Genomic DNA, 25,725 nt, shown 5'->3' with positions numbered 1-25,725 from the left:
CGCTACACAAGTTGCCGCCGTAAGCGGCTTCATGCACCGGCAGGGGAAGACGCCTATGCCAACGCTCACCATCAACGGGCGGAGCATGTCCGTGGATGCGGCAAACGACACGCCGCTCCTTTGGGCCATCCGCGAACAATTGCAGATGACCGGCACGAAATTCGGCTGCGGTGCCGGCCTGTGCGGTGCCTGCACCGTGCACGTCAACGGCGAAGCCGTGCGGTCGTGCCAGACCATGGTCGGCGATGTCGCCGGCAAGAAGATCACCACCATCGAAGGTCTCTCCGCCAAGGGTGATCATCCCTTGCAGAAGGCGTGGATTGCCGAGCAGGTGCCGCAATGCGGCTACTGCCAGTCCGGGCAGATCATGCAGGCAGCTTCGCTGCTGGCGAAGAATTCCAATCCGACCAAGGAAGAGGTCGTGGCCCATATGGACGGCAATCTCTGTCGTTGCATGACCTATTCGCGGATCCAGAAGGCAATCATGCGCGCCGCCACCGAGATGCGCACCGCATCCGCCGCCGGCAACGAGCGGAGGCCCACATGAATCAACACGTGAAAAACGTCACATCCGAGACATCAGATCTCAGCCGCCGCTCCTTCCTGGTCGGGACCGCCGCCACCGGTCTCGTGCTTGGCTATGCCGGCGTGCCCGGTATCGGCGAAGCGCTCGCTGCGGCTCCCGCCAATTTCGAGCCGAGCGTCTGGTACGCGATCTCGCCGGATGGCCTGGTCACTGTGACCTGCGGCAAGGCCGACATGGGCCAGCACATCGCCTCCACCATGGCGCAGATCGTCTGCGAGGAGCTGGGCGCGAAGTGGAGCGACATGCGGGTCAACCTCGCCTCCAACGATCCGAAATTCAACGACCCCGTGCTGGGGGCGCAGATCACCGGCGGCAGCTGGTCGACCATGATGAACTTTGACGCGATGAGCCGGGCGGGCGCCGCCGGACGCATGGCGTTGACGGAAGGTGCGGCTGCGTCCATGGGCGTGCCGGCTTCGGAGCTCGTGGTGCGCGACTCCATGATCTCGCATCCGAAGTCGAAGAAGCAGATGTCGTTCGCTGATATCGTGAAGAGCGGCAAGGCGACAAAAGCCTTCACGCCGGACGAGCTGAAGGCGATCAAGCTGAAGACGCCGGATCAATACATCATGATCGGTGTGTCGGTGCCGCAGCTCGACATCCCCTCCAAGACCAACGGCACGGCCAAATACGGCATCGACGTGATGATTCCGGGCATGGCCTATGGCGCGGTGGTGACGCCGCCGGTGCGCTATGGCGCTACGGTGAAGTCGGTCGACGACAGCAACGCGAAGAAGGTGCCGGGCTTCATCAAGGCCGTCACCCTCGACGACAAGACCCAGACGACGACGGGCTGGGTGGTTGCGGTCGCCAACACCTACGCCAACGCCAAGAAGGCTGCCGCGGCGCTGAAGGTCAGCTATGACGGCGGTCCGAATGCGAAGGTGTCGAGCGAGTCGCTGTACGCCGAGGCCAAGCGGCTTCAAGGGCTCGACGATTCCGGCCAGTTCTTCGTCAAGGACGGCGATCCTGCAGCAGCCCTTGGCACGGCGGCCAAGGTGCTGGAGGCGGAATACACCACCAGCATCAACATCCACGCGCCGATGGAGCCGATGAACGCCACCGCGGAGTTCAAGGGCGACATCCTGCACATCTATTCCGGCAACCAGTTCGCGACGCGCTCCGGCGCGATCGCGGCCGGTGCTGCCGGGATCGATCCAAAATTCGTGGTGATGCACCAGATGTGGCTCGGCGGCGGCTTCGGCCGCAGGCTCGACGCCGACATGATGGTGCCGGCGGTGCAGGCGGCCAAGGCCGTGGGTAAGCCGGTGAAGGTGATCTACACGCGCGAGAACGACATGACGATGGATTTCTCGCGTCCGCTCACCTACCAGAAAGTGAAGGCCGGCGTGGACGGCGATGGCAAGCTCGTCGCGCTCAGCCACGACGTGGTCTCGGCCTGGCCGACGCAGCGCTGGGGAATCCCTGATTTCCTCACGCCCTCGGTCGACAAGAAGGGTCCGCTTGATGCCTTCACGGTGAACGGGTCGGACTTCTTCTACACGGTGCCCAACCATCACGTGCGGGCGATCAAGAACGAGATGGCGCACAACGCCACCCCGTCGGGTCAGCTCCGCTCGGTGGCGCCGGGTTGGACCTTCTGGGCGGTCGAAAGCATGATCGATGAGATCGCGGCTGCGACCGGCAAGGATCCGGCGCAATACCGCATCTCGCTGCTCGACGGCGCCGGCAAGAACGATGGCGGCGCGCAGCGGCTGCGCAACACGCTGCTCGCGGCGATGGGGCTTGCCGGCTACGGCACCAAGGAACTCCCCAAGGGAGAAGGCATGGGCGTGGCCTGCGTGTCGTCGCAGGAGCGCGCGACCGCAAGCTGGACCGCTTGCGTCGCGCATGTCGCGGTGGCGCCGTCTGGCGAAGTGACCGTCAAGAAGCTCACGGTCGCAACCGATGTCGGCACGCAGGTGCATCCCGACAACATCCGTGCCCAGGTTGAGGGCGCGGCGCTGTGGGGCCTGTCGCTGGCGCTGTACGAGAAGGCGACGCTCAAGGACGGTGGCATCGAACAGACCAACTTCGATGGCTATACGCCCTTGCGCATGAGTCAGGTGCCGGAGGTCGCGGTCGCCGTGATCGCCAATGGCGAGAAGGCCACCGGTGTCGGCGAGCCCGCGGTGACGGTGGTGGCGCCCGCCATCGGCAACGCCATCTTCAACGCCAGCGGCGCCCGCGTCCGGGCGCTGCCGATCACGGCCGAAGCCGTGAAGGGGGCGATGAAGGCGTAAGACGGTTGCGATTATGAGGTGAGATGATCCGCCGGAGGGCAGCCTCCGGCGGACTCTTTTGCAGTTCACCGCTCAACAATCTGGCTGTCGACCAGTGCTCCGCTCCATGTCATGAGCTTCCCGCGCCGCGCTTCGCGATGACTGCGATATGCTCATCCAAGAGCGAATGTCGGTGTCGATGATTGCGAGCCCGTGCAACCACTCGACAACTTCATTAGCTCGGCCTACGCGGAGTTGCGCCGCCCGGAGATTTGGTAACGGTTGGCGTGCTACTTGCATTTTAACGATCTGAGCGAGTGGAGTGGTCCTTGGAATTGCGCAATGGATAGTCTGCGAATTGATACGGAAACCTTGCTGCCGGCCGAGCGCCTAGAGATTTTTCGCGAGACATTCGGGCGCCGACTCCTGAAAATCGAGATAGAGCCCGAGCCCGGCATGGATTTTCATGTCGACATGACGTTGCAGGCCTTACCGGGTCTTGGCATCGCCTCGGGATCGCTCTCCCCTATGCAAAATCGCCTCACCAGTGAATTGATCGACAACGATGATCTCGTCCTCGTCATTCTGGAGAAAGGCGTCGGTACGGCGAGGCAACTTGGCAGAGAAGAGACCATAGGCAATGGCCAAGCGATCCTGACGAGGAATGACGAGGTGGGGAGCTTTGCCGGACATTCGCGCACGCAGCTCATCAACCTTCGTTTCGAACGAAAAAGGCTTTCGTCGCAGCTTGCGAATGCCGACCCTTTCACCATTCGGCCGCTCTCGGTGAACAACCCGGCATTGCGCCTGCTGACATCCTATCTGCACCTCGTGACCGGCGAGCTGACGCGATCTCCTCCAACTCTGCAGCGAGCAACCGCGGACCACGTCCATGACCTGGTCGCTCTGGCTCTCGGGGCGACCCGGGACGCTGCCGAGATCGCGAAAGGGCGGGGGGTACGAATGGCGCGCCTTCATGCCATCAAGGCGGATGCGGCCGCCAATATTACGTCGCGCTGGCTCTCCATTGACGCGCTCGCCGCGCGCCATGGCGTTTCTCCGCGCTATGTCCGCTCGCTGTTCCAGAGCGAGGAGACGACGTTTACGGATTTCGTGCTGGGCCAACGGTTGGCCCGCGCTCATGCGCTTCTCATCAGTCCGACACACCGTGATCGCCAGATCAGCACCATCGCATTCGAGGCCGGTTTTGGCGATCTTTCCTACTTCAATCACCGCTTTCGCCAGCGATATGGCGCTACCCCGTCCGATATCAGGGCTGCGGCCTGCCGCGATTTAGACGGATAGGCCGCAGCAGTCCGGTTCGTCCCTGTTCCTCACAGCCCAAGAAGCCGTGCCGTTCAGCCCAAGCGATAGCCCGCCTGTTCTCGATACTGTGCCCGATGTCGCCGACCAGGCGGTCGGAGCGTTGCTGTGCAAGAGAATGACGGATTTTTCCGGTTTTCGACCGATGAGTTGCCTGAGAAGGATAGACTTTCGATCTGGCGAGAAGTCTTCGGCCGCAACGTCGTCAAGATGGATATGGAGTCCGTCGGGAGCGAGCCGTTTCGCAGCGAAGCGGACATCTATGCGCTGCCGAACCTGACCATTGCGTCGGTCTCCAGTTCTCCCAACCGGATTACCAGGACACGGGCGCTCGCCGCCGACGGCAGCGACGACCTCGTCCTCGGCATTTTGCTCAGCGGAAAGTGCGCAACGCATCAGGGAAAGAGAGATGTCGCGTTCCAGGCGCACGAAGGCGTTCTGTGGTCGAACGATTCGCCCGGAGGCGCGTCGTACGACACGCCGATCGACTTTCTTACCATCGCCGTGCCACGAACCGCTCTGACGCAGGCCGTCGCCAATATTGACGACGCCCTGATGCAGCTTATTCCGCGCGGCAACGACGCGATGCGGCTTTTGGTCGGCTACGTCAAAATACTCCAAAACGAATTCAGCCAGATGTCCCTGGAATTGAAGGCAGCCGCTGGTTCGCATGTGCAGGATCTCGTGGCGATGGCGCTTGGCGCAAGGCGGGACACCGCCGAACTGGCCAAGGGGCGCGGCATCAGGGTCGCGAGGCTTCTCGCTCTCAAGTCCGATATTCTTGCCAATCTGACGCGGCGGGATCTGTCGATCGAAACCCTTGCCGCACGGCACGGGATTTCGCCGCGCTACATTCGAACGCTATTTGAAGGCGAGGAACAGACATTCACGGACTTCGTGTTGAGTGGTCGCCTGGAGCGCGCCCATCGCTGCCTCGTGGATCCGCGCTTTGCCGGCCACATGATAAGCACCATCGCCTTTGAATCGGGCTTTGGGGATCTGTCATATTTCAATCACGCGTTCCGACGGCGCTTTGGCGCGACGCCATCCGATATTCGCGCCTCCGTCGCATCAAGCCGCAAATCAGCGCAGTGAGCGCGTTTGCTGTGACGCGCGAGGCGGACGCGGCGCGCGATACGACAGTTGCCGATCTGCAACGGCGGCATTTCGACTGCCGCTTCTGCCGTCTAGCCCAAATCATCGCGGCATCCAGCCCAAGCGCCGAGCAAAGTCGACCCGGTAGTATTTCCCATCTGCTGCTCTCGACGGAGGATTTGGGATCCCGATGAACGTCACACCTCAACGCGATCTGGACACGGAAGCCCGGCATCTCGGGCTTCCGGGGCGTGATGCCGCAATGACGAAGGCGGGGTCGGAGGCCGGAGTTTCTCCCTGAACCGATCGATAGCTGTCCGGCCGCAACCCCGGCGGTCCGCGGCCCCCGCAGCCAAACCTGTCAATCGCCCCGCGTGAGCGAAGTCCTCCCGACTGCTCCGCACCGGGATCAATTTGAAAGTTATTCGTCATGACGAAGTCGCACGCAAGCCACCGCGCCCCGAAATCCGTCCGAGCGCGTGGCTATGCCGCATTGCTGCTGACCGGCACCGCCCTTGCCGGAATGCCGCTGTCTTCGTCGGCGCAAGCCCAAACATGGAATGGAACGAGTTCCACCAGCTGGTTCACGGCCGGCAACTGGAGCCCGAACGCAATTCCAACGGGGGCGTCGACCGTCGTCATTGATACGGTCACGCCAAATGCCACCGTCATCAACACGTTCTCCGCGACCAGCGGCTTTCTGACGGTCGCTGATCTCAGCGCCGCGTCTCTCCTGATTTCCAACGGCGGCGCGCTCAACGGGACGTCCGGAATCATCGGCAACCAGTCGTTCTCCAACGGCACGGTGACGGTCGATGGCGCAGGATCCGATTGGGTCAACAGTCTGGGTCTTAGCATCGGCAACGCCGGCACCGGCGTGCTGACGGTTTCGAACGGCGGCGCGGTCAGCAGCATTGGTGCTTCGGTCGGCGATCTTGCCGGCTCGAATGGTACGCTCGCGGTGACGGGCGCGGGGTCGACCTTGACCACTGCGGGCGTCGGCAATCAGGTGATCGTGGGAAATTACGGAACCGGCGCGCTTCAGATCTCGAACGGCGGCGTGGTCAGCGACGCAAACGGGATCATCGGCCAGAATACCGGGGGCGTCGGCACGGTGACAGTAGATGGCCTGGGCTCAACTTGGAGCAATACTTCGAGCCTAGTCGTTGGCACCCAGGGTACTGGCACGCTGACGCTTTCGAACCAGGGCCAGGTAACGACCGCCACGTTCCTCATCGGTGTCGCGGGCGGCACCGGCACCGTCATCCTCGATGGCCACTCGGGAATGTCGACGACGGGGCTTGCCAACGTTGGCTTTTCGGGCACCGGCACTCTTACACTATCGAACAACTCATCGCTCGTCAGCAGCGGCGGTGCGATCGGTAACCTTGCTGGCGCTAGCGGCGCGGTCACGGTGACGGGGGCCGGTTCAAGCTGGTCCTTCGGCGTTTTCGATTTGATCATTGGCGCACACGGCAACGGCTCACTTCTGGTTTCCAACGGCGGCGCGCTCAGCAGCAGCAATGGCAGCGGCATTTTGGGCCAGGCTGCAGGCACGAGCGGCACCATGACTGTGGACGGCGCGGGGTCTTCGTGGACCTCTCCTGGGTTCCTCTTCGTCGGCGTTGGTGGCAACGGCTCGGTAACAATTTCGAACGGCGCCGTCGTCATTTCGGGCGACGGATATCTAGGCGTCGCGGCGGGCGGGACCGGCGTGACGACAGTGACCGGCGCGAATTCGAGCTGGACGACCGGCGCCGGCATCAATGTCGGCTACGCGGGCAGCGGCTCGCTGACCATTTCGAATGGCGGCGCAGTCAGCAGCGTCGGTGGCACCGTTGGTGCCCTTGCCAACTCCAGCGGCAGCGTCACATTGACCGGAGCTGGTTCGAGTTGGTCCACAGGCACCGGCAACATGATCATAGGCCAATACGGCACGGGTTCACTTCTCGTTTCGAACGGCGCTACTGTCAACGACACGAACGGTGATCTCGGTCAGTTCGCGGGCGCAAGTGGGAGCGCGGCCGTCAACGGCACAGGCTCCGCCTGGACCAATGGCTTTCTCGGGATCGGCGACGCGGGAAGCGGTGCGTTGGCGATTTCCAATGCGGGCAACGTCAACGACATTAACGGGATTATTGGCGCGTTTGCCGGCAGCGTCGGCCACGTGACAGTTGATGGTGTCGGTTCGAGCTGGAGCAACAGTCTCAACCTTGTCGTCGGTGGCGCGGGTACGGGATCGTTGGCGATCTCCGGCGGCGCAACCGTATTTGGGGGCAGCGGCATCGCCCAGATTGGAGCAAGCGTCGGTGCAATCGGTACGTTGTCCGTGGATGGATCTGGATCAAGCCTGACCAACGGAGGCGGCATTTATGTCGGCGACGCCGGAACCGGATCGTTGTCGATCTCAAACGGCGGTAATGTGACAGCGTTGTCGGGTTTATTCATCGCCACGCAAGCGGGGTCCGTTGGCACACTCAACATCGGAGCGGATGCGGCGAGTGCCGCTGCCGCGCCGGGAACGGTAACCACCCCAAGCATCGTGTTCGGGGCGGGCTCCGGGTCGATCAATTTCAATCACACCAGCGCCGGTTATGCTTTCGCTCCGACCGTCAGCGGCGCCGGCACGATCAATCAAATCGCCGGCACCACGATTCTCGGCAACAACTTCAGCGCCTTCACCGGGGTGACCAACGTGACGGGTGGACGGCTGGCCGTGAACGGCTCGCTCGCGGGATCGACCGTGACCGTGTCCGGCGGCACGCTCGGGGGCACCGGAACAGTCGGCAGCACCACGGTCAATGGCGGTACGCTGGCGCCCGGAAACTCGATAGGCACGCTGGCCGTGCAGGGCAATCTCGCGTTCACCTCGGCCGGACACTACTCTGTCGAGGTCTCGCCGACGGCGGCCGATCTCACCAATGTCATGGGGACTGCGACGCTCGGCGGCGCCACGGTGAGCGCTTCATTCGGGCCGGGTAGCTACGTGGCCAAGCAGTACACGATTGTGAACGCTGCCGGCGGCGTCAGCGGCACCTTCGCGTCGATCGTCAACACCAATCTCCCATCGGGCTTCATGTCGAGCCTGAGTTACGACGCCAACGATGTCTATCTCAATCTCGGGCTGGGGTTCACGCAATATAGCGGCCTCAACGTCAATCAGCAGAACGTCGCCAACGCGCTGACGAATTACTTCAATACGAATGGGGGCATTCAGGCCGCATTCGGGTCGCTGACGCCGGCCGATCTGACGCAAGTCTCGGGCGAGCTGGCGACCGGCTCGCAACAGAGCACATATGACGCAATGGGGATGTTTTTGGGCGTGATGACGGATCCTTCCGACAGGCGCGGCGAAGCGGCGATCTCGTCGACCGCCTCGCAATACGCCGACGTGGGCCGCGAGTCCGCTGCCTATGCGATGATGTCCAACAAGGCGCCTCCGGCGGCCAGCTTCGAACGCCGTTGGAGCACCTGGGGCGCCGGCTTCGGCGGGGGGCGAACCACGAGTGGCGATTCCGCGCTCGGATCGAACAGCGCGACCGGTCGTGCTTACGGTGTGGCCGTCGGCGCCGATTATCTGCTCGCACCGTCCACGCTGGCAGGCTTTGCCATGGCCGGCGGCGGCACCAATTTCAGCGTCGCCAACGGCGGCAGCGGACGCTCTGATCTGTTCCAGGTCGGAATGTACGCTCGCCACACGATTGGACCGGCGTACGTCACCGCCGCGCTGGCTTACGGCTGGCAGGATATCACGACCGATCGCACCGTTACCGCTGCCGGCATCGATCAGTTGCACGCCGAGTTCAAGGCCAACGCCTGGTCCGGGCGGCTCGAGGGCGGATATCGCTTCGTCGCCCACGGTGTTGGGTTTACTCCGTATGCCGCAGGCCAGTTCACCACGTTCGATCTGCCCAACTATGCCGAGCAGGCGATCGTTGGCAGCAGCATCTTCGCTCTGGCGTACGATGCGAAGACCGTCACCGACACCCGCAGCGAACTCGGCCTGCGGACCGATAGATCCTTCGTTGTGCAAGACGGCCTCTTGACGTTGCGGGGCCGAGCCGCCTGGGCGCACGACTTCAATCCGGATCGCACGATCGCCGCGACATTCCAGACGCTGCCTGGTGCGAGCTTCGTCGTGAACGGCGCGGCCATGGCGGCCGACTCGGCGCTGGTAACGGGGGCGGTCGAGAAGAAATGGCTGAACGGCTGGTCCGCCGCCGCCACCTTCGAGGGGGAATTCTCGAGCGTCACGCGCTCCTACGCCGGCAAGGGCGTGGTGCGGTATGCGTGGTGATGTCGGCTTTCGGACGCCGGCTGCCGATTACGGCCGAAGCCGTGAAGGGAGCGATGAAGGCGTAGGGCGGTTGCGATTATGAGGTGAGATGATCCGCCGGAGGGCAGCCTCCGGCGGATTTGTTTTTGAGCTGCCTCCACAATCTCACTGTCATGCCCCGCGAAGGCATCCAGGTACGCCGCAGCTTCCCAGTTCAAGCAGCGTCAGGCGCCTCGCGACTCAACAATTGCTCTAAGGCACCAGCGAATAGCTCGTGCTCCGGCCGCCGGCGGCGTCCTTTTGCAGGATGCCCTTCTCGATCAGGTCCTCGATGTCGCGCGCAGCCGTCGCTTGCGAAACCTTGACGATCTTTGCCCATTTGGACGACGTAAGCTTTCCTTCGAAGCCATGGAGCAGGCGGTTCAACATGCGTCGCTGCCGATCGTTGAGAGAGCTCGCGCCGTGGCGCTCCCAGAACCTCGCCTTGTCCAGCACGTTGCCGATGATCATCTCGGCGCCGTCGAATGCGCGATCGAGACAGTCGAGGAACCATTGCAGCCAGTCGGTGATATCGAGCGTGCCACGCTGGGTTTTTTCGAGGATGCCGTAATAGGCGTTTCGCTCTTTCCGGATTTGGTCTGACATGCTGTAGAAACGCTGCTTGCTTTGCACTGAACGCGCCAGCGCCAGATCAGCGATCGCGCGCGCAATGCGGCCGTTGCCGTCCTCGAACGGATGGATGCTCACGAACCAGACATGCGCAATCGCGGCTTTGATGACAGGGTCTGAGTCCCGATCGGTATTGAACCAGTCAAGGAATGCGCTCATCTCATGGTCGAGCCGCTTGGCAGCCGGCGCTTCGAAATGAATGTGCTCGCGGCCGGCTGGGCCGGAGACAACCTGGATGGCCCCCGATTGTTCGGTGCGCCATCCGCCGACAACGATCTTCAATATGCCGTTCCGGCCTGTCGGGAAGAGCGCGGCATGCCAGCCGAACAAGCGCTCGGCGGTGACGGGTTGATCGTAATTCTGGGTGGCGTCGAGCGTCATGTCGACGGTGCCCTCGACATGTCTATCGACGGGTGCGAGCGCGCCGATATCGATGCCGAGCCGATGTGCGATCGATGACCGGACCTGATTGCGATCGAGGATCTCATCTTCGATCTCGCTGGATTTGACAACATCCTCGGTGAGCGCCTGGAGCGAGGCCTCGGCCTTCAGTTTGAAGCCGAGATTTTCCATCCGTCCGAGCAGGCGGCCCTGCTTGTGTCGCACCTCGGCCAGTCGTGCCGCGAGCTTGTCCGCGCGCCACTGAAACCTGGGCCAGTCGGGTCTGTCGTGGATATAGGTCATTTTCTCTGCACGATATGAGGAGAATATAGGGCCTATCCTCATCACGTCCAGATTATTCTCGTCGTTCTCTGACGGGAATGGGAGGCCCGGCTACTGTGCATGGGGTTGTTTTCGACATCTTCGTCGGGAACCGTCGGTCCGGCAAAAATCCCTCAAATTGGACCCGATTTCGCAGGGTTCCCTTGAGCACGCCTCTTAAGGGCGGGAGAACCTGATCCGGCTTAGGCTGACGCCCAATACAGTCCCGTGCTGTTGGGGAAGCCATGAACGCGCCAGCCAAATCCGCCGCCAAACGCCGGCTTCTTCTCGCCTCCGACCGGAGCGATGCGAGCACCGAACTCGCCAGCATTTTGAAGGCAATCGGCGATGTCTCGACGGTGACGACGCAGGAAATCCCTGAGCAGCCGTCGCGCGATCTCTCCGGCCTCGTGGTCGACATCAATCTGCGCGCGCCCGAAAGCGTGCAGCGGGTGCGCAACAAGCTGCGCGGCGACGCCTATCGCGCGATGCCGCGGCTGTTCGTGCTGGCCGATGCCCTGCATCACGGCACCATGCAGGCCTGGGCGTTGGGGGCCACCGACACCATCTCGCGACCGCTGCAGCCCGACGCGATTCTGCAGCGCATCCGCGCCGCATTCCCCGATACTGCGACCTATGACGCGACCGATCGCGGCAAGACGCTCAACCGCGGCGTCGAGGCGGCGCATGCGGTGCTGAAGAAGATGTTCGAGAAGCTGCCGCTCGGCGTGCCCCTGACGTTCGACGACGTCATCGCCGCCGAGAGCAAGATCCTGAAAGCGATCAAGCATTCCTCGCTGCGCGAATGGCTCACCACGGTGGGCTGCCACCATGCCGGCAGCTATCGCCACTGCCTGTTCGTCACCGGTTTTGCGGTGTCCTTCGCGCAGCATCTCGGCATGCGCGAGGATGATCAGCGCCGGCTGACCCGTGCCGCCCTGCTGCACGATGTCGGCAAGGCCTTCGTTCCCTCCGTGCTGCTCGACAAGCCCGGCAAGCTCACGGACGAGGAGATGGCCGAGGTCCGCCAGCATCCGCGCCGCGGCTATGACGCGCTCGCAGCGCAAGGCGGCTTCCCGCCGGAGATGCTCGACGTCGTGCTGCATCACCACGAATTCCTCGATGGCTCGGGCTATCCGAACGGGCTGTCGTCGAACCAGATCAGCGACATCGTGCGGCTGACGACCATCGTCGACATCTACGCCGCCCTGGTGGAGAAGCGCGCCTATCGCATGCCGTTCACCCACTCGCGTGCGTTCACGATGATGGAAGGCATGGGCGGCAAGCTCGATCAGCAGCTGTTGCAGGCATTCAGGCCGGTGGCGCTGGGGTCGTTCTGATCCGGCGCCGCACCCATCGGATGGCGCGGGGCGCAAATCGGGGAGGGGACGGCGTGCGCCTTCTATTCCTCGTACGACGAAATCTCGATCAGGCTGCCGTCTGGATCCCGGCAATAGACTGAGCGCAACGTGCCGTGGGCGCCCTTCCTGGGACCCGGGCCTTCCTCGATCGCGACGCCATGTGCCTGCAAATGCGCCACCACCTCGTCGGGCGTGGCGGAGGTGAGGAAGCACAGATCCTCGCTGCCGGCGGTTGGATGGTCGGCGGTGAACCACTCCACCTTGTCGGCGTCGCGCCGCCGGACGTTGATCTTCTGGTTACCAAACTGAAGCGACGTCCGCGGCGCTTTGCCGCCGCCGGGGTCGAACACCTTGACTTCCATGCCGAGGATCTTGCGATACCACTCGGCAGTTATCGCGACGTCGGCGACGTTAATCACGAAGTGATCGAGGGCCTCAACCCTAACCGGCATGCCTTATCCTTTCGTCGCCACGAACGTTGCGCACTTTCCGCGCGTGACGGGCTTTGTTACAACGCCGCTGACGCTGCTATCAAGAACAACACTGGGAGAACCCTTGAGATGATCACTCGCCGTTCCGCGCTCGGCCTGCTCGCCGCCACCCCGCTTGCAGCCAGCCCGCTGTCGAAAGCCTTCGCCGCCGACTATCCGTCCCGGCCGGTGAAGTTCGTGGTCGGCTATCCGCCGGGCGGCGCCACCGACATCCTGGCGCGCCTGATCGGCCAGCGGCTGTCGGAGCGGCTCGGCCAGCAATTCGTGATCGAGAACAAGCCGGGCGCCGGCAACAATATCGGCACCGAATCCGTCGTGAACGCCGAGCCCGACGGCTACACCGTGCTGCTGGTCAATCCGGCGAACTACATCAACGCCACGCTCTATGCCAACCTCAAGTTCAACTTCGTCCGCGACATCGCGCCGATCGCTGGGTTCCAGCGCGTGCCGAATGTGATGACCGTCAACAAGGACGTGCCGGCCAACACCGTCGCCGAGTTCATCGAGCATGTGAAGGCCAACCCCGGCAAGGTGAACATGGCTTCCTCCGGCAACGGCACCTCGGTGCATCTGTCCGGCGAGATGTTCATGGCGATGACCGGCTGCAAGATGCAGCACGTGCCCTATCGCGGTGCCGCACCGGCGATCACGGACCTGCTCGGCGGCCAGGTGCAGGTGATCTTCGACAACATGCCCTCGATCATCCAGCACATCCGCTCCGGCTCGCTTCGCGCACTTGGCGTCACCACGGCACAGCGCTCGCCGCAACTGCCGGACGTGCCGGCGATCGGCGAGACCGTGAAGGACTACGAGGCGAGCGCGCTGTTCGGCATCGGCGCGCCGAAGAACATGCCCAAGGATATGATCGCGAAGCTCAACAACGAGATCAACACGCTCATGAAGGATCCCGACATGACCAAGCGCCTGGTCGAGCTCGGCGGCGATCCCCTGGTGCTGACGCCGGAGGCGTTCGGCCAGGAGATCGAGGCCGAGACCGCGAAGTGGAAGAAGGTCGTCGAGTTCGCCGGCCTCAAGGTCGAATAGCAATCTCGTGAATGACCAAACACGGAGCCCCGCCGGAAGGCGGGGCTTTTTTCGTGCGTGGTTCCGGCTTGACGGGATGGCGTTTGCGTCTATACTAAACCGCATGGTTAAGTATCAAGACGGGACGCTCGATCGTACCTTTGCGGCGCTGTCCGATCCGACACGGCGCGCGCTGCTCGCGCGTCTCGGCGAAAAGCACAGCCTGTCGGTGAGCGAGCTGGCGGCGCCGTTCTCGATCTCGCTGCCGGCGATCATGAAGCATCTCGACGTGCTCACGGATGCCGGCCTGATCGTGCGCGAGAAGACCGGACGCACGGTGTCCTGCCGGCTCACCGCGCAGCCGATGGAGCAGGCGATGAACTGGCTCAATCGCTACGCGCAATTCTGGTCCGAGAGTTTTGACCGCCTTGCAGCCTTTGTGGAGGACAAACCATGGTCAACGCAGCCGCCAACACTGCCGAACGCGCAAGCGAAGGTCCAAGCCTCACACTCACGCGCCGGCTCCGTGCGCGGCCGGAAAAGGTCTTCGCCGCCTGGACGCAAGCCGAGCAGCTAGTGCAGTGGTTCGGGCCGCCGAACATGAAGCCGGCGACGCTGAATGCCGAGCTCGATGTTCGCTCCGGTGGCCGCTACCGCATCTCGTTCACCGGTGAGGACGGCGAATATTTCGAGGCGGGCGGCCTCTATCGCGAGGTCGTGCCGAACGAGCGGTTGGTCTTCACCTGGGCCTGGCATTCGACGCCGGAGCGCGAATCGCTGGTGACGATCACGCTGAAGCCGGACAGTGCCGGCACGCTGATGATCTTCCATCATGCCCAGTTCTTCGACGAGACCGCGCGCGACAACCACCAGCGTGGCTGGACCTCGTCCTTCGACAAGCTCGACACCTTCGTCGCCTGACCGCAAGGGGATATCAAGGAGGATATCATGCAGCAACATCAGATCGTCTCGCGCGAGCAATGGGTCGCTGCCCGCAAAGCCCATCTGGCGCACGAGAAGGAGTTGAGCCGGGCCCGCGAGCGCCTTGCCGAGGAGCGCCGCGCACTGCCCTGGGTGAAGGTCGACAAGAGCTATGTGTTCGACGGCCCGAACGGCAAGGTCACGCTTGGCGATCTCTTCAAAGGCCGTCCGCAGCTCGTGGTTCAGCACGTGATGTTTGCGCCCGACTGGGACGCCGCCTGCAAGAGCTGCTCGTTCTGGGCCGATGGTTTTGAGCGCATGGTGCCGCATCTGGCGGCGCGCGACACCACCATGGTCGCGATTTCGCTGGCGCCAGTCGAAAAGCTCGAGGCGTTCAAGAAGCGCATGGGCTGGAGTTTTGACTGGGTGTCTTCAGGCCACAACGACTTCAACTACGATTACGAGGTCTCGTTCACACCCGAGCAGATCGACCAGGGCGTCCCGAAATACAATTTCGGCACCACGCCGTTTTATGGTCCGGAGTTGCCCGGCATCAGCGTGTTCTATCGCAACGAGGCCGGCGAAATCTTTCACACCTATTCTTGCTTCGCCCGCGGCCTCGATATGATGAACGCCGCCTATCAATATCTCGACCTCACCCCGCTCGGCCGCCACGAGGAAGGGCTGCCCTATCCGATGGACTGGGTCCGCCTGCGGGACCAGTACGAGCCGCAGGCGACGGGCGCTTGTTGCCAGGGGTGAGTTGATGGGCTCGTTGCGTCCACATCAATGCTGTCATCGCCCGGCTTGCCGCCTTCGCTGAAGCTTCGGCGTGCCGAGCGCCGGCGTGGGCCTCGGCGTAGCCTTGGCGGAGCCGGGACCGGGCGATCCAGTACTCCGAGACGGTAGTGCTCGAATCGAGGGGCCGCGGCGTACTGGATTCCCCACGTTCGCGGGGGAATGACAGCAGTGTTTGAGGCTACAGCGTACGCCTCTCACCTCTTCGCGTCGGCCTGCTCCGTCCCGTTGCACGAGATCAGCATCGTATAGGCACGGGCGTTGCCAGCGATGTCGGTGGTCTTGAGCTCGCCCTTCGGCTCGGCCGTCTGGTACGGCACGACCGAATTGTCGAGGAAGTCGCGCAGCGCGCCGGTCTTGATGGCGAAGTTGATGTTTTCGGGGATGCTGCCGGTTGCCACGGCGACTCGTAGTCCATCGAGCTTTCCAGTGACGACTCCGACGATCTGACCGGTCGTGTCGAATAGCGGGCCGCCGCTGTTGCCGGGCTGCACGGGCGCACTGATTTGCAGGAAGCGCGAATCGTTGCGCATGCCGCTGAGCGAGCTCACAATGCCCGTTGTCACGGTGAAGTCCGAAGTCAGCAGGCCGTGGAATGGGAAGCCGATCGCGACGACGGAATCGCCGGAGCGGATCGAGCGATCACGGATCCGGCCAAACTCCTTGAATGTCGCGGTCGACGGCGCCTGCAACAAAGCGAGATCGTTGTTGGCGTCGCTCGACACGACGCGTAGCACCATCGCGGCCTCGCCGGTGAGATTACCCTTGAGGTCGCTGCAACCGTCGATCACATGGTGGTTGGTGACGATGTGCCCGTTGGCACTCACCACAAAGCCGGTCCCGCTCTTGGGCTTGGCGGGCTTGCTGGCCGGCGTTGCGCCTTGCTTGTCCGCCACGGCTGCCGGCTTCGCGGCGCTCTTGGTGAAATCGCCAGCCTTGTTCAATCCGTCAGCCTTCACTTTGGCAACGCAATTGGCCAAGGCCGCGATCACCGGCCCGGTCGAGGTCAGATCGAAATTCAGCACGGCGCGGCCGGCTGTCGCCACCATCAGGCTCGCCTTCTGAAATGTTCGCACGACATTGGCGGGCATGATGGCCGTGAGCATGTTGGACTGATACGCCGTGGCGAACAGCCTGGCTTGCTCCTGCCCGTCGAAGATCACGTCGATCGCGGCGTTCTCACCCTTGTTGAAGCGGTAGTTGGGACTCGCAAAGGCCAGCGACCATGTGCCGGCGGCATTTTGGCTTACGACGAGGATGACGCCGTTCGCATAGGGCGTTGTGGCGGCGCAATGGGAGAAAGCGCCGGTTTCGTCGTTGCTGAAGGCGCCGCCGATCCAGTTGCCGACATTGACAGAGCCGAACGGTCCCGCCGCATGCGCCAGCCCGGCAAGACTCAGCTGCAACAGAGCCGCAACAGCAAACGACCTCAACCACATAACTTGCCCCCGGAGTGCTTTGGCCGCATCTTATCTGCGCGGGCAGGTGTCGCGCAACCGACAGTTGTTCGATCGGAACGTGTCCCTTCCGGACGACTTTCAGGCTTGCGCGTGCTTTGTGGTGCGGTATACTTTGCATCACAAAGTGACTGGGGTGATGCCGGTCCGTGAACTGGGTGGAGCGGAGTTTTGGCATTGCCGATGCGCGATCTCGACAAGGCGCTGGCCGACATCGTGGCGATCCGCAGCCAGATTGCGGCCGGCACGGCGTTCCGCGGCTACGGTCCGGCGACGATGGCTGCGACCGGCGGGGTCGCGCTTGTCACCGCAATCCTGCAATTCTGGCTGCTCGGCGATCCCACCGGCGAGCCGCTCGGCTTCTTTCTCGGCTGGTTCGTTGCGGCTGCGCTGTCCGGCCTGATCATCTGGATCGAGATGCGCGCGCGTTCGCGCCGTCATCATTCGGGCCTTGCCGACGTCATGATCCACCAGGCGGTCGAGCAGTTCTTGCCCGCAGGCGTCGCCGGAATCCTGCTCGCGGTGGTGATGTGGAAGTTCGCCGCCGAGACGTTGTGGCTCCTGCCGGGGCTGTGGCAGATCCTGGTGTCGCTCGGCATCTTTGCATCCGTTCGCTCGTTGCCGCGCAGCGTGGCCTTCGCCGGCGCCTGGTACTTCATCTCGGGTTTTGCGGTGGTGGTGCTGGCGAGCCGGACTCACATGCTGTCGCCATGGACCATGGGATTGCCCTTCGTGATCGGCCAGTCGGTGATGGCGGCCATTCTGTATTTCGCGTCCGGAGACAATGATGTTGAAGATTGACAGCGCACCTTTCTCCTATGAAGGGCTCGACCGTGTGATCCACGAGAAGGCGAGGCTCGGGCTTCTGACCTCGCTGATGGCTCACCCGAAGGGGCTTGCCTTTGCCGATCTCAAGCAGCTCTGCGGCCTCACCGACGGCAATCTCAGCCGCCACCTCGCCGTGCTCCAGGAAGCCGGCCTGGTCGAGGTGACCAAGGGCTATGAGGGCAATCGCCCGCACACCACCTGCCGGCTGACCAAGATTGGCCGCCGCCGCTTCCTCGACTATCTCGCCGTGCTTGAGCGGCTGGTGCGCGATGCCGCCAAGGCCGCCGGCCGCGAGGCACCGCCGCTCGGCCGCCTCGGCATTCTCCCGACCTGATTGTCCCCCTTTTTGACTGGAGACTTTGCGATGCAAAGTGACGTCACGTCCCACAACGAGAAGCTTCATGTCGGCATCATCATGGACGGCAACGGACGCTGGGCGACGCGGCGCGGCCTGTCGCGCGTGCGCGGCCACGAGGCCGGCGTCGAGGCGATACGCCGCATTGTGGAGGCCGCGCCCAAGCAGGGCATCGGCACGCTGACGCTGTATGCGTTCTCGACCGACAATTGGCGCCGGCCGAAGGCGGAGGTCGGCGCGCTGATGACGCTGCTGCGCTTCTATCTCGCCAATGAGGTGCAGAGCCTGGTGAAGAACGGCGTCCGGCTCAACGTGATCGGCCGTCGCGACCGGTTGCCGGACGGCATCGCCACCGCCATCGCGCGCGCGGAGGCGGCTACCGCACATGGCGCCACGCTGCATCTGCGCATCGCCGTCGACTATTCCGCGCGCGACGCCATTCTCAATGCAGCGGCGAAGGCGGCCGCGCTGACCAGCCTGACCCGCGAAGCCTTCTCGCAACTGGTCACCGGCGAGGCCGGCTTGCGCGACGTCGATCTCATCATCCGCACGTCAGGTGAAAAGCGGCTGTCGGACTTCCTGCTCTGGGAAGGCGCTTATGCCGAGCTGCATTTCACCGAGCGGATGTGGCCGGAGTTCGATGCGGGCGATCTCGCCGCGGCGCTCGCCTCCTTCCACGGCCGCGAGCGCCGCTTCGGCGGCCTCCAGGCCATTGTGCCTGAGGAGGTGCCTTCACTGTCGCGGGCGTGACGCGCGGCGCGTGGCACAAGGCGCCGCAGGGCTGGACCGGATCGCCGAATTCTGATGTCGTGGAGCACCCTCAATCGCGGGTGACCGCATGACTTCCTTCAAGACCATTCGTGCCCGTGCCGAAAAGCGCAAGGGCGGGCCCAAGGCGCTCGACAGACTGATGCCTGACAAGCCCGACCTGAAGGGGCTGGCAAAACTCGGCGACGATCGCATCCTCGCGGAGATGACCAGGCGGGTATTTTGCGCGGGCTTTGCCTGGAGCGTGATCGATGCGAAATGGGACGGCTTTGAAGACGCCTTTCTGCGCTTCCAGCCGGCCGAGCTCAGCTTCCAGCCCGAAGACTATTGGGAAGCCCTGCTGCGCGATGCGCGGATCGTCCGCAACGGCGCCAAGATCATGTCGGTGCGCGACAACGCCGCGTTCGTGCAGGAGATCGCGAAAGAGCACGGCAGCTTCGGCAAGTTTCTGGCGAAATGGCCGCCGTCCAACGAGATCGGTTTGCTCGATCTGCTGAGCAAGCGCGGCTCCCGGCTGGGCGGCAACACCGGCCAGATGCTGCTGCGCTTCGTCGGCTGGGACGGTTTCGTCACCTCGAAGGACGTCGTCGCCTGCCTGCGTGATGCCGGCCTCGACATCGCCGAAGAGGTCAAGTCGAAAGGCGATCTCGCCAAGGTGCAGGCGCAGTTCAACGCCTGGGCGGAGGAGACGGGGCTGCCTTACACCTATCTGTCACGCATCTGCGCGCTCTCGGTCGGCGATATCAGGAGCGAACACTAGCCCACGAGAAATCGTGGACATCGTGTGGCGATCTCGCGCCGTCACTGCGGCAGATGCAACGCGCGATCACAAAATACATTTTGCAGGAACATTTGTGCGCAGCATCCGTTCGAGAGCTTGAGCCAGGCGACACAGGGGCAGGGAACGCGTGCTCCGGCCAAAAAGCCGGCTCAAGCCCATGAAACGACATGACAGAAACGGAGCAGCTCATGAAGCTCACATCCGAACAGGTGAAGCAGACCGTCAACCAGCTCGGCGCCCAGGTGCTGCCCGACGAGCATCCCGCCATGCCCCAGCTCAACAGCATGTTCGGGGAACACACCTTCTTCGTCGACGAGATGGGATTGAAAGTTCTCGAGCCGACCCCGTCGATCAGTGCGGAGCGCGAGACCGGCGAAGTCGTCAGCCTCGCCGACTGGAGCGACGCGGACCTGACGCGCCTGATGGCGCACGAGCCCGAGCCGACCGGCGTGATCGTGGTGTTCGAGCGCGTCAGGCACTGAGATCGCGAGGACGAGGGCCGCGTACGGCCCCCGTCCGGATCGCAGGTGAGATCAGGGGCGGTTGAGCGGACGGCGAAGGTCGCCCCCTCGCGGGCAAGGCGGGAGACTTGGGAACCACTACTCCGGCAGCCCCGCCATCCTTAGACCTTCATAGAAGCGATTGCGCTCCTGCCAGAACACAGCGTTGCGCGAGTATTCCGACGATTTCAGGCTACTCACCGTGTGGCTGGGATTGCGCTTTAGGTATTCAATCAAATTCGTCCTGGCTTGCTCGCTGCGACCGTGCAGGCCATCGATCGCCGCCAGCCATTGCCAGGCAAATCCATTTTGCGGACTACTGATCGTCGCCTGTCGCATGTGCGCGTAGGCCGTCTCATCATGATGCAGGTGGAATTCGGCCATTCCCAGCGTGAAGTGGCCAAGGCTCACCTGTTCAGCATCGAGTGGATCAAGACGGAGCGATAGCATGACCAGCGCCGCTACCTCTTCCGGACGACCCTGCTGCAGCCTCAGAAAGCCCAGCCGCTGCAGCGCCCGCGGTTGGTTCGGATAGAGTGACAGCACGCGTTGGATGGCCTGGTCCGCATCGCCGATCCGACCTTGCACGGATAGCACCAGGCTTCGCACGTAATTTGCGCGGGGATCATTTGGCTGCAGTGCCAATGAACGCTCGATCGTTTGCGCGGCAAGCGCGGTCTGGGTGTCCGGCGCCTTGCTCCAGCGGGTCAACACCTCGGTGATGTGACTCATGGCAAGTCCGGCCAGCGCAGAGGCGGAGTCGGGGTCTATCTGTAACGCCTGCTCGAACAGGGCGCGCGCCCTCTGCGGCTCTTCTCGCGTATGGATCCGCTTCAGCAGGCGCCAGCCCTGAAGCGTGGGATCGATGGCGGCAAACGTACGCCCGGCATAAGGCCTGTCGACGGGCGTCCCGGCCTCGTCAATGCGTACCTTCAGCTCATTGGCAATGCGCGCCGTGATGTCGCGGCGCCAATTCCATCCGGCTGGTTCAGGATAGTCGAATCGGCCCGACCATAACAGCGCGCCGGTGGTACTCGCTTGCAGTTTCAGAGCGATTGAGACCGCTTCGCCTTGCCGCTGTAGGCTGCCGCCCAAGACGTAGGCGACATCCAATCGGCGGCCGACGCTTTGTGGATCGCTATCGGGACCGGTCGGCGAATGCCCTGTTGGATATCCGATCACGAGCGTGTCGGGCAAACGCGACACCTCGATGGTGAGATCTTCGGTAACGGCCTCGGCGAGGTCAGCGGCGTTCTCGCCGCCAACACCGACAAGCGGCAAAACCGTGATCGTGTTCTTGGTGACGAGGGCGGCATTCCGTTCGCGATGCGGAAACCCGAACCAGAGCGCTCCGGCAAGCGAGACCGTACATACGGCTGCCACTGCAGGCAGCCACGGCAACGTTCTACGACGCGAGGGCGCCTGAAGCGAAGCGCGGTGCGGATCGGTGGTACCCGCATCGCGTACGACCGTTTGATCGACGACCGGAGGCCTATCGACAGGGTGGGCGTCCAGCAAATAACCACGGCGAGGCACGGTCTTGATCAGGCGTTGGTCGCCGTCACCAAGCGCGGCTCGCAGCTCGCTGATGCATTGAACCAGGGAGTCGTCGGTCACCGTCACATCGGGCCAAACCGCTTCAATGAGCTCGTCCTTGGCCAATAGCCGGCCGGGATGACGGGCGAGGTAAACCAGCAGCGCAAAGCTCTTCGGGCGCAAGGCAATTGCGGTGCCGCCGACACGCAATTCGCCGCGCTCGAGGTCGACGTCAAAATCGGCAAAGTGAAGCGCGCGGCGGGAAATCGGGGCCGGTTCGTCGCCACCAGCCGCGCCCGGCTTGGTTTTCGTGCCAATTTCGGCGTTCATTCGGCGCTCTTTCGGGTGTCGTGGCGCCACTGCGCCCAGGCTCGGCAATCGACACGCGATGCTAGCCCAAACCGAGGGGCGCGGGAATGGCGCGCCGGATCGTGGCGGAGGAAGTCAAGCAATGACAATGAACCGACGTTTCCTGTTGGGGGCAGCCACCAGCACCGTCGCAACCATGGCGGCGACGAAGCTCACCCCGGCCTTTGGCCAAAAGGCCGCGCCCTCGTCCGCGTCCGAGCAACGGCTGGACTATGCCAGCGTCAGCGACCTGCGGGCGCTGCTCGACGCACGCAAGATTTCGGCGAGCGAATTGTTCGAGCATGCGGTTGGCCGGATCGAGGCGCTCGATTCCCGCATCAATGCGGTGGTCGTGCGCGACTTCGAACGCGCCAAGGCGGCGGCGCGCGAGGCCGATGCCGCGCTCGCCCGCGGCGAACGCCGGCTGTTGCTCGGAATACCGATGACAGTCAAGGAAGCCTTCAATATCGGCGGGCTGCAGACCACCTGGGGCTTCCCGTCGGGCCGTGGATGGCGGGCCGCCGAAGACGCAGTTGCGGTCACCCGCCTCAAGGCGGCAGGAGCCGTGATCCTGGGAAAGACCAATCTGGCCACCGCGATGGCCGATTGGCAAAGCTTCAATGAGATCTATGGAACGACCAAGAATCCCTGGGACCTCACGCGCACGCCCGGTGGCTCATCCGGCGGATCGGCGGCCGCGCTGGCCGCCGGATACGTGCCGCTCGAGCTCGGCTCCGACATCAGTGGCTCGCTGCGAGTGCCGGCACATTTGTGCGGGGTGTTCGCTCACAAGCCCACATCCAATCTGGTCCCGCAACGCGGCCACGCACCACCCCACTCGCAAGCCCTGGCAACTGACCTGACCAACGGATTGGGCGTTTGCGGCCCGATGGCCCGCACCGGTGCCGATCTGTCAGCGGCGCTCGACATCCTCGCCGGCCCCGACGAACAGGAGGCCACCGCCTATCGACTGGTGCTCCCTCCAGCGCGCCACGAGACGCTGAAAGACTTCCGCGTTCTTGTGCTGGACAGTCATCCTCTGCTGCCGGTGGCCGGCGAGATAGGCGCGGCGCTCGATCAGCTGGCGAGCCGCCTGGCGAAGGCAGGAGCAAACGTTGCGCGGTCCAGCTCGCTGGTGCCTGATCTCGCCGAATCGGCACGCCTGCATACTCGCATGGTGCGCAACTTTGGCGCGTTCGGCCGGCCTCCCGAGTTCTTCAAGAAGATTCAGGAGAACGTTGCCACGCTGAAGCCGGATGACGACAGTCTCAAGGCATGGCGAATGCGCGCGCCACTGCTCAGCCACCACGAGATGATGGCTGCGGAAATCGCGCGGGCCCGCCTGCGCCAGCAATGGGCTGCCCTGTTCAGGGAATTCGACGTGGTTCTCTGTCCGCCGTTTGCCGTGCTCGCGTTCCCGCACGACCAGAAGCCGGATCAGGAGGACCGAACGATCGATATCGACGGCGAGATGCACCCCTATCTGTCGCTGATCGTCTGGGCGACGCTTGCGACGCCTCCGGGGCTGCCAGCAACGGTGATGCCGATAGGCCGGTCGAAGGCAGGGCTTCCCATCGGAGTACAGATCATCGGTCCTCTGTTCGAGGACCGCACCCCGCTTGCCTTCGCTCAACTGCTCGAAAGGGAGCACGGAGGATTTGCAAGGCCGCCCGAAATCCCGCTTTGACTTGCCGCAGGAGAGCCAGGTGCACCGCGTATTGCGGCGACCCAACTCGACAGCTCGACGGGGTCAATCGAAGAACCGGCCGATTTTGGCGCCGATAGCGTATTCCGAAGTGGCGCGCCACGGCCGATGAAGATGGGCACTATTCTTTCGCCATCGCACTATGACGCCGTACTCGACCGGACGCTTCAATCGGCAAATCTTCGACTGCCTACGATCTTGCGCTACGCCTCGCGGGACTTCCAATATCGCAGGGTGGTCCGATTACTCTTCGATAGCCGGCATGCCGAGCCATCCCAGAGCATAAGCTGCCAACCACCTTGCGGGTCGGGCTCAATAGGCTGCATCTCGAACGACAAGCGAGACTTGATCATGCCTCACCTATTCCATTTCGGGCTCATCCAACCGCCACGGCACGGCATCACACTGAAAATCCACCTGCACAACCTGCATGCCTTTTAGACTTGGCAGGGTCGTGTCCCAATTGATGGTGTAGCTCGGTAGAGCAAAGCCGCCCGCACGCGCGCCGTCAAATAGCGCCGTAGCGGGCGGGCGGCTTTGCGGTGGTCATCGATGATTCGTCGGTAGGGTCGGGTTGCTGACACCAACCTGATTCGAGGAACCACCGATGACCGACGAGATGATGAACCTGCGCGCGCTCATGGAGAAGACCCCTGATGCCGATCTGTTGCGCGAGATGATCGGCTTTGCGGCCCAGCGGCTGATGGAGCTGGAAGTCGAAGGCCAGACCGGAGCGGGCTATGGCGAGAAGAACCCCGAACGTCTGGCCCAGCGCAACGGCTACCGCGACCGGATCTGGGAGACCCGCGCCGGCGCAGTTGAGCTGCGTATTCCCAAGCTGCGCAAGGGCTCCTACTTCCCGGGCTTCCTGGAGCCACGCCGCATGGCCGAGAAGGCGCTGACCGCCGTGGTGCAGGAAGCCTATGTGCAGGGCGTCTCGACCCGCTCGGTGGACGACCTCGTGCAGGCCATGGGCATGACCGGCATCTCGAAGAGCCAGGTGAGCCGGCTGTGCGGCGAGATCGACGACAAGGTGAAGGCCTTCCTCGCCCGGCCGATCGAGGGCGACTGGCCATATCTGTGGATCGACGCCACCTACGTGAAGGTGCGCCAAAATGGCCGCATCGTCTCGGTCGCGGTGATTATCGCGGTCGGCGTCAACAGTGACGGCCGCCGCGAAGTGCTCGGCATGGACATCGGTCCCTCCGAAGCCGAGACGTTCTGGACGGCATTCCTGCGCAAGCTTGCTCGCCGCGGCCTGCGTGGCGTCAAGCTGGTCGTCTCCGACGCTCACGAGGGCATCAAGGCCACCGTCGCCAAGGTGCTCAACGCCACCTGGCAGCGTTGCCGCGTCCACTTCATGCGCAACGCGCTGGCGCATGCCGGCAAGAGTGGGCGGCGCGTCGTCTCCGCCTTCATTGCCACCGCGTTCGCCCAGGACGATGCCGAGGCCGCGCGAACCCAATGGCGGAAGGTCGCCGATCAACTCCGCCCCAAGCTGCCCAAGCTGGCCGGCTTCCTCGACGAAGCGGAGACCGATGTGCTGGCCTACATGACATTCCCGCCGCAGCATCGAACCAAGCTGCACTCGACCAACCCGATCGAGCGCCTCAACGGCGAGATCAAGCGGCGCACCGAGGTGGTCGGCATCTTCCCCAACGAGGATGCCATCGTCCGCCTCATCGGTGCGATCCTGCTCGAGCAGAACGATGAATGGGCCGTCCAACGTGCCCGCTACATGACGCTGGAAACCATCGCGCCGTTGAGCGATGATCCAACCGTCAGCCTTCCGGCTATCGCCAGCTGACCAGTCCGGCCCTTGCCGGCGAGCGCGGTGTCCCACCGCCAGTTACACCACTCCCTGGGACACGATCCTTGGCAGTCGCGGTGCTCCGGCGTCTTGGCCCATCCAAACTGTGAAGTTGCTTCCCAAATCAATAAGCGGAACATCTCCGGTTTGATCCAGGGTACCCGCGAAGT

General features: G+C 63.4%; 21 protein-coding genes. 17 read left to right on the top strand and 4 right to left on the bottom strand.

The features are described 5' to 3' along the window. Positions 1-55: 55 nt before the first annotated feature. The 5 genes from JJC00_RS37655 to JJC00_RS37635 all read left to right on the top strand — a co-directional run bounded on the left by JJC00_RS37655 (position 56) and on the right by JJC00_RS37635 (position 9,523). Positions 56-547, top strand: a complete 492-nt coding sequence (locus tag JJC00_RS37655) for a (2Fe-2S)-binding protein (protein ID WP_057754010.1) — start codon at positions 56-58, stop codon at positions 545-547. Further along, the gene (locus JJC00_RS37650) at positions 544-2,829 is read left to right on the top strand and encodes a xanthine dehydrogenase family protein molybdopterin-binding subunit (protein WP_200470747.1); all 2,286 of its coding nucleotides are present in this window, start codon (positions 544-546) and stop codon (positions 2,827-2,829) included. Before JJC00_RS37655 ends, JJC00_RS37650 begins: the two co-directional genes overlap by 4 nt. 321 nt (positions 2,830-3,150) lie before the next feature. After that, a complete protein-coding gene (locus tag JJC00_RS37645) occupies positions 3,151-4,113 on the top strand; it encodes an AraC family transcriptional regulator (protein ID WP_200470746.1) in 963 nt (320 codons plus the stop codon). Between the two features lie 126 nt (positions 4,114-4,239). Continuing rightward, on the top strand, positions 4,240-5,226 hold the full coding sequence (locus JJC00_RS37640) for an AraC family transcriptional regulator (protein ID WP_200470745.1): 987 nt from the start codon (positions 4,240-4,242) through the stop codon (positions 5,224-5,226). Positions 5,227-5,656: 430 nt separating this feature from the next. Beyond that, positions 5,657-9,523 (top strand): autotransporter outer membrane beta-barrel domain-containing protein, encoded by a 3,867-nt coding sequence (locus JJC00_RS37635; RefSeq protein WP_200470744.1) that lies wholly within the window; start codon positions 5,657-5,659, stop codon positions 9,521-9,523. A gap of 231 nt (positions 9,524-9,754) precedes the next feature. Here JJC00_RS37635 and JJC00_RS37630 read toward each other — a convergent pair whose 3' ends face one another. Continuing rightward, complete coding sequence (locus JJC00_RS37630; protein WP_200470743.1) at positions 9,755-10,855, bottom strand: Fic family protein; 1,101 nt, start codon at positions 10,853-10,855, stop codon at positions 9,755-9,757. Between the two features lie 263 nt (positions 10,856-11,118). On the opposite strand from JJC00_RS37630, the gene JJC00_RS37625 reads away from it, so the two are divergent. Then, on the top strand, positions 11,119-12,213 hold the full coding sequence (locus JJC00_RS37625; RefSeq protein ID WP_200470742.1) for an HD-GYP domain-containing protein: 1,095 nt from the start codon (positions 11,119-11,121) through the stop codon (positions 12,211-12,213). A 62-nt stretch (positions 12,214-12,275) separates the two neighbouring features. Here the strand turns inward: JJC00_RS37625 and JJC00_RS37620 are convergent, their stop codons facing one another. Then, positions 12,276-12,686 (bottom strand): VOC family protein, encoded by a 411-nt coding sequence (locus tag JJC00_RS37620; protein WP_200470741.1) that lies wholly within the window; start codon positions 12,684-12,686, stop codon positions 12,276-12,278. A gap of 108 nt (positions 12,687-12,794) precedes the next feature. Between JJC00_RS37620 and JJC00_RS37615 the strand changes: the two genes are divergently transcribed. From JJC00_RS37615 to JJC00_RS37600, 4 genes are all read left to right on the top strand, one after another. Beyond that, the gene (locus JJC00_RS37615; protein ID WP_200470740.1) at positions 12,795-13,769 is read left to right on the top strand and encodes a Bug family tripartite tricarboxylate transporter substrate binding protein; all 975 of its coding nucleotides are present in this window, start codon (positions 12,795-12,797) and stop codon (positions 13,767-13,769) included. Between the two features lie 103 nt (positions 13,770-13,872). After that, complete coding sequence (locus tag JJC00_RS37610; RefSeq protein ID WP_200470739.1) at positions 13,873-14,325, top strand: ArsR/SmtB family transcription factor; 453 nt, start codon at positions 13,873-13,875, stop codon at positions 14,323-14,325. Continuing rightward, complete coding sequence (locus tag JJC00_RS37605; RefSeq protein ID WP_246774051.1) at positions 14,325-14,669, top strand: SRPBCC family protein; 345 nt, start codon at positions 14,325-14,327, stop codon at positions 14,667-14,669. The genes JJC00_RS37610 and JJC00_RS37605 overlap by 1 nt, the downstream gene beginning before the upstream one ends. 27 nt (positions 14,670-14,696) lie before the next feature. After that, positions 14,697-15,431, top strand: a complete 735-nt coding sequence (locus JJC00_RS37600; protein WP_200470738.1) for a DUF899 domain-containing protein — start codon at positions 14,697-14,699, stop codon at positions 15,429-15,431. 233 nt (positions 15,432-15,664) lie between these two features. On the opposite strand, the gene JJC00_RS37595 is transcribed toward JJC00_RS37600, so the two are convergent. Then, on the bottom strand, positions 15,665-16,906 hold the full coding sequence (locus tag JJC00_RS37595; protein WP_200470737.1) for a S1C family serine protease: 1,242 nt from the start codon (positions 16,904-16,906) through the stop codon (positions 15,665-15,667). Between the two features lie 201 nt (positions 16,907-17,107). Between JJC00_RS37595 and JJC00_RS37590 the strand changes: the two genes are divergently transcribed. From JJC00_RS37590 to JJC00_RS37570, 5 genes are all read left to right on the top strand, one after another. Further along, entirely contained in the window at positions 17,108-17,725 is a 618-nt protein-coding gene (locus JJC00_RS37590) for a hypothetical protein (protein WP_200474366.1), read from the top strand. Then, positions 17,712-18,086: a transcriptional regulator gene (locus JJC00_RS37585; protein ID WP_200470736.1), complete on the top strand. Its 375-nt coding sequence runs from the start codon at positions 17,712-17,714 to the stop codon at positions 18,084-18,086. The genes JJC00_RS37590 and JJC00_RS37585 overlap by 14 nt, the downstream gene beginning before the upstream one ends. 30 nt (positions 18,087-18,116) lie before the next feature. Then, complete coding sequence (locus tag JJC00_RS37580) at positions 18,117-18,857, top strand: di-trans,poly-cis-decaprenylcistransferase (RefSeq protein ID WP_200470735.1); 741 nt, start codon at positions 18,117-18,119, stop codon at positions 18,855-18,857. Between the two features lie 88 nt (positions 18,858-18,945). Next, positions 18,946-19,635 carry a DNA-3-methyladenine glycosylase I gene (locus tag JJC00_RS37575; protein WP_200470734.1) on the top strand — a complete coding sequence of 230 codons (690 nt, stop codon included), beginning with the start codon at positions 18,946-18,948 and terminating at the stop codon, positions 19,633-19,635. A gap of 209 nt (positions 19,636-19,844) precedes the next feature. Continuing rightward, on the top strand, positions 19,845-20,138 hold the full coding sequence (locus JJC00_RS37570; protein ID WP_200470733.1) for a hypothetical protein: 294 nt from the start codon (positions 19,845-19,847) through the stop codon (positions 20,136-20,138). A 117-nt stretch (positions 20,139-20,255) separates the two neighbouring features. Here JJC00_RS37570 and JJC00_RS37565 read toward each other — a convergent pair whose 3' ends face one another. Further along, positions 20,256-22,022, bottom strand: a complete 1,767-nt coding sequence (locus JJC00_RS37565; RefSeq protein WP_200470732.1) for a winged helix-turn-helix domain-containing tetratricopeptide repeat protein — start codon at positions 22,020-22,022, stop codon at positions 20,256-20,258. A gap of 175 nt (positions 22,023-22,197) precedes the next feature. Here JJC00_RS37565 and JJC00_RS37560 point away from each other — a divergent pair, with 175 nt between their 5' ends. Together JJC00_RS37560 and JJC00_RS37555 are read left to right on the top strand one after the other, a co-directional pair. After that, positions 22,198-23,727, top strand: coding sequence for an amidase (locus JJC00_RS37560; protein WP_200470731.1), 1,530 nt, complete (start codon positions 22,198-22,200; stop codon positions 23,725-23,727). Between the two features lie 625 nt (positions 23,728-24,352). Continuing rightward, the gene (locus tag JJC00_RS37555) at positions 24,353-25,552 is read left to right on the top strand and encodes an IS256 family transposase (protein WP_200470730.1); all 1,200 of its coding nucleotides are present in this window, start codon (positions 24,353-24,355) and stop codon (positions 25,550-25,552) included. Positions 25,553-25,725 lie beyond the last annotated feature (173 nt).

The organism is Bradyrhizobium diazoefficiens, from assembly GCF_016616885.1.
GTDB lineage: Bacteria > Pseudomonadota > Alphaproteobacteria > Rhizobiales > Xanthobacteraceae > Bradyrhizobium > Bradyrhizobium diazoefficiens_F.
Note: the sequence above shows the minus strand (reverse complement) of the source record. Positions and strands in the feature narration are given on the sequence as shown.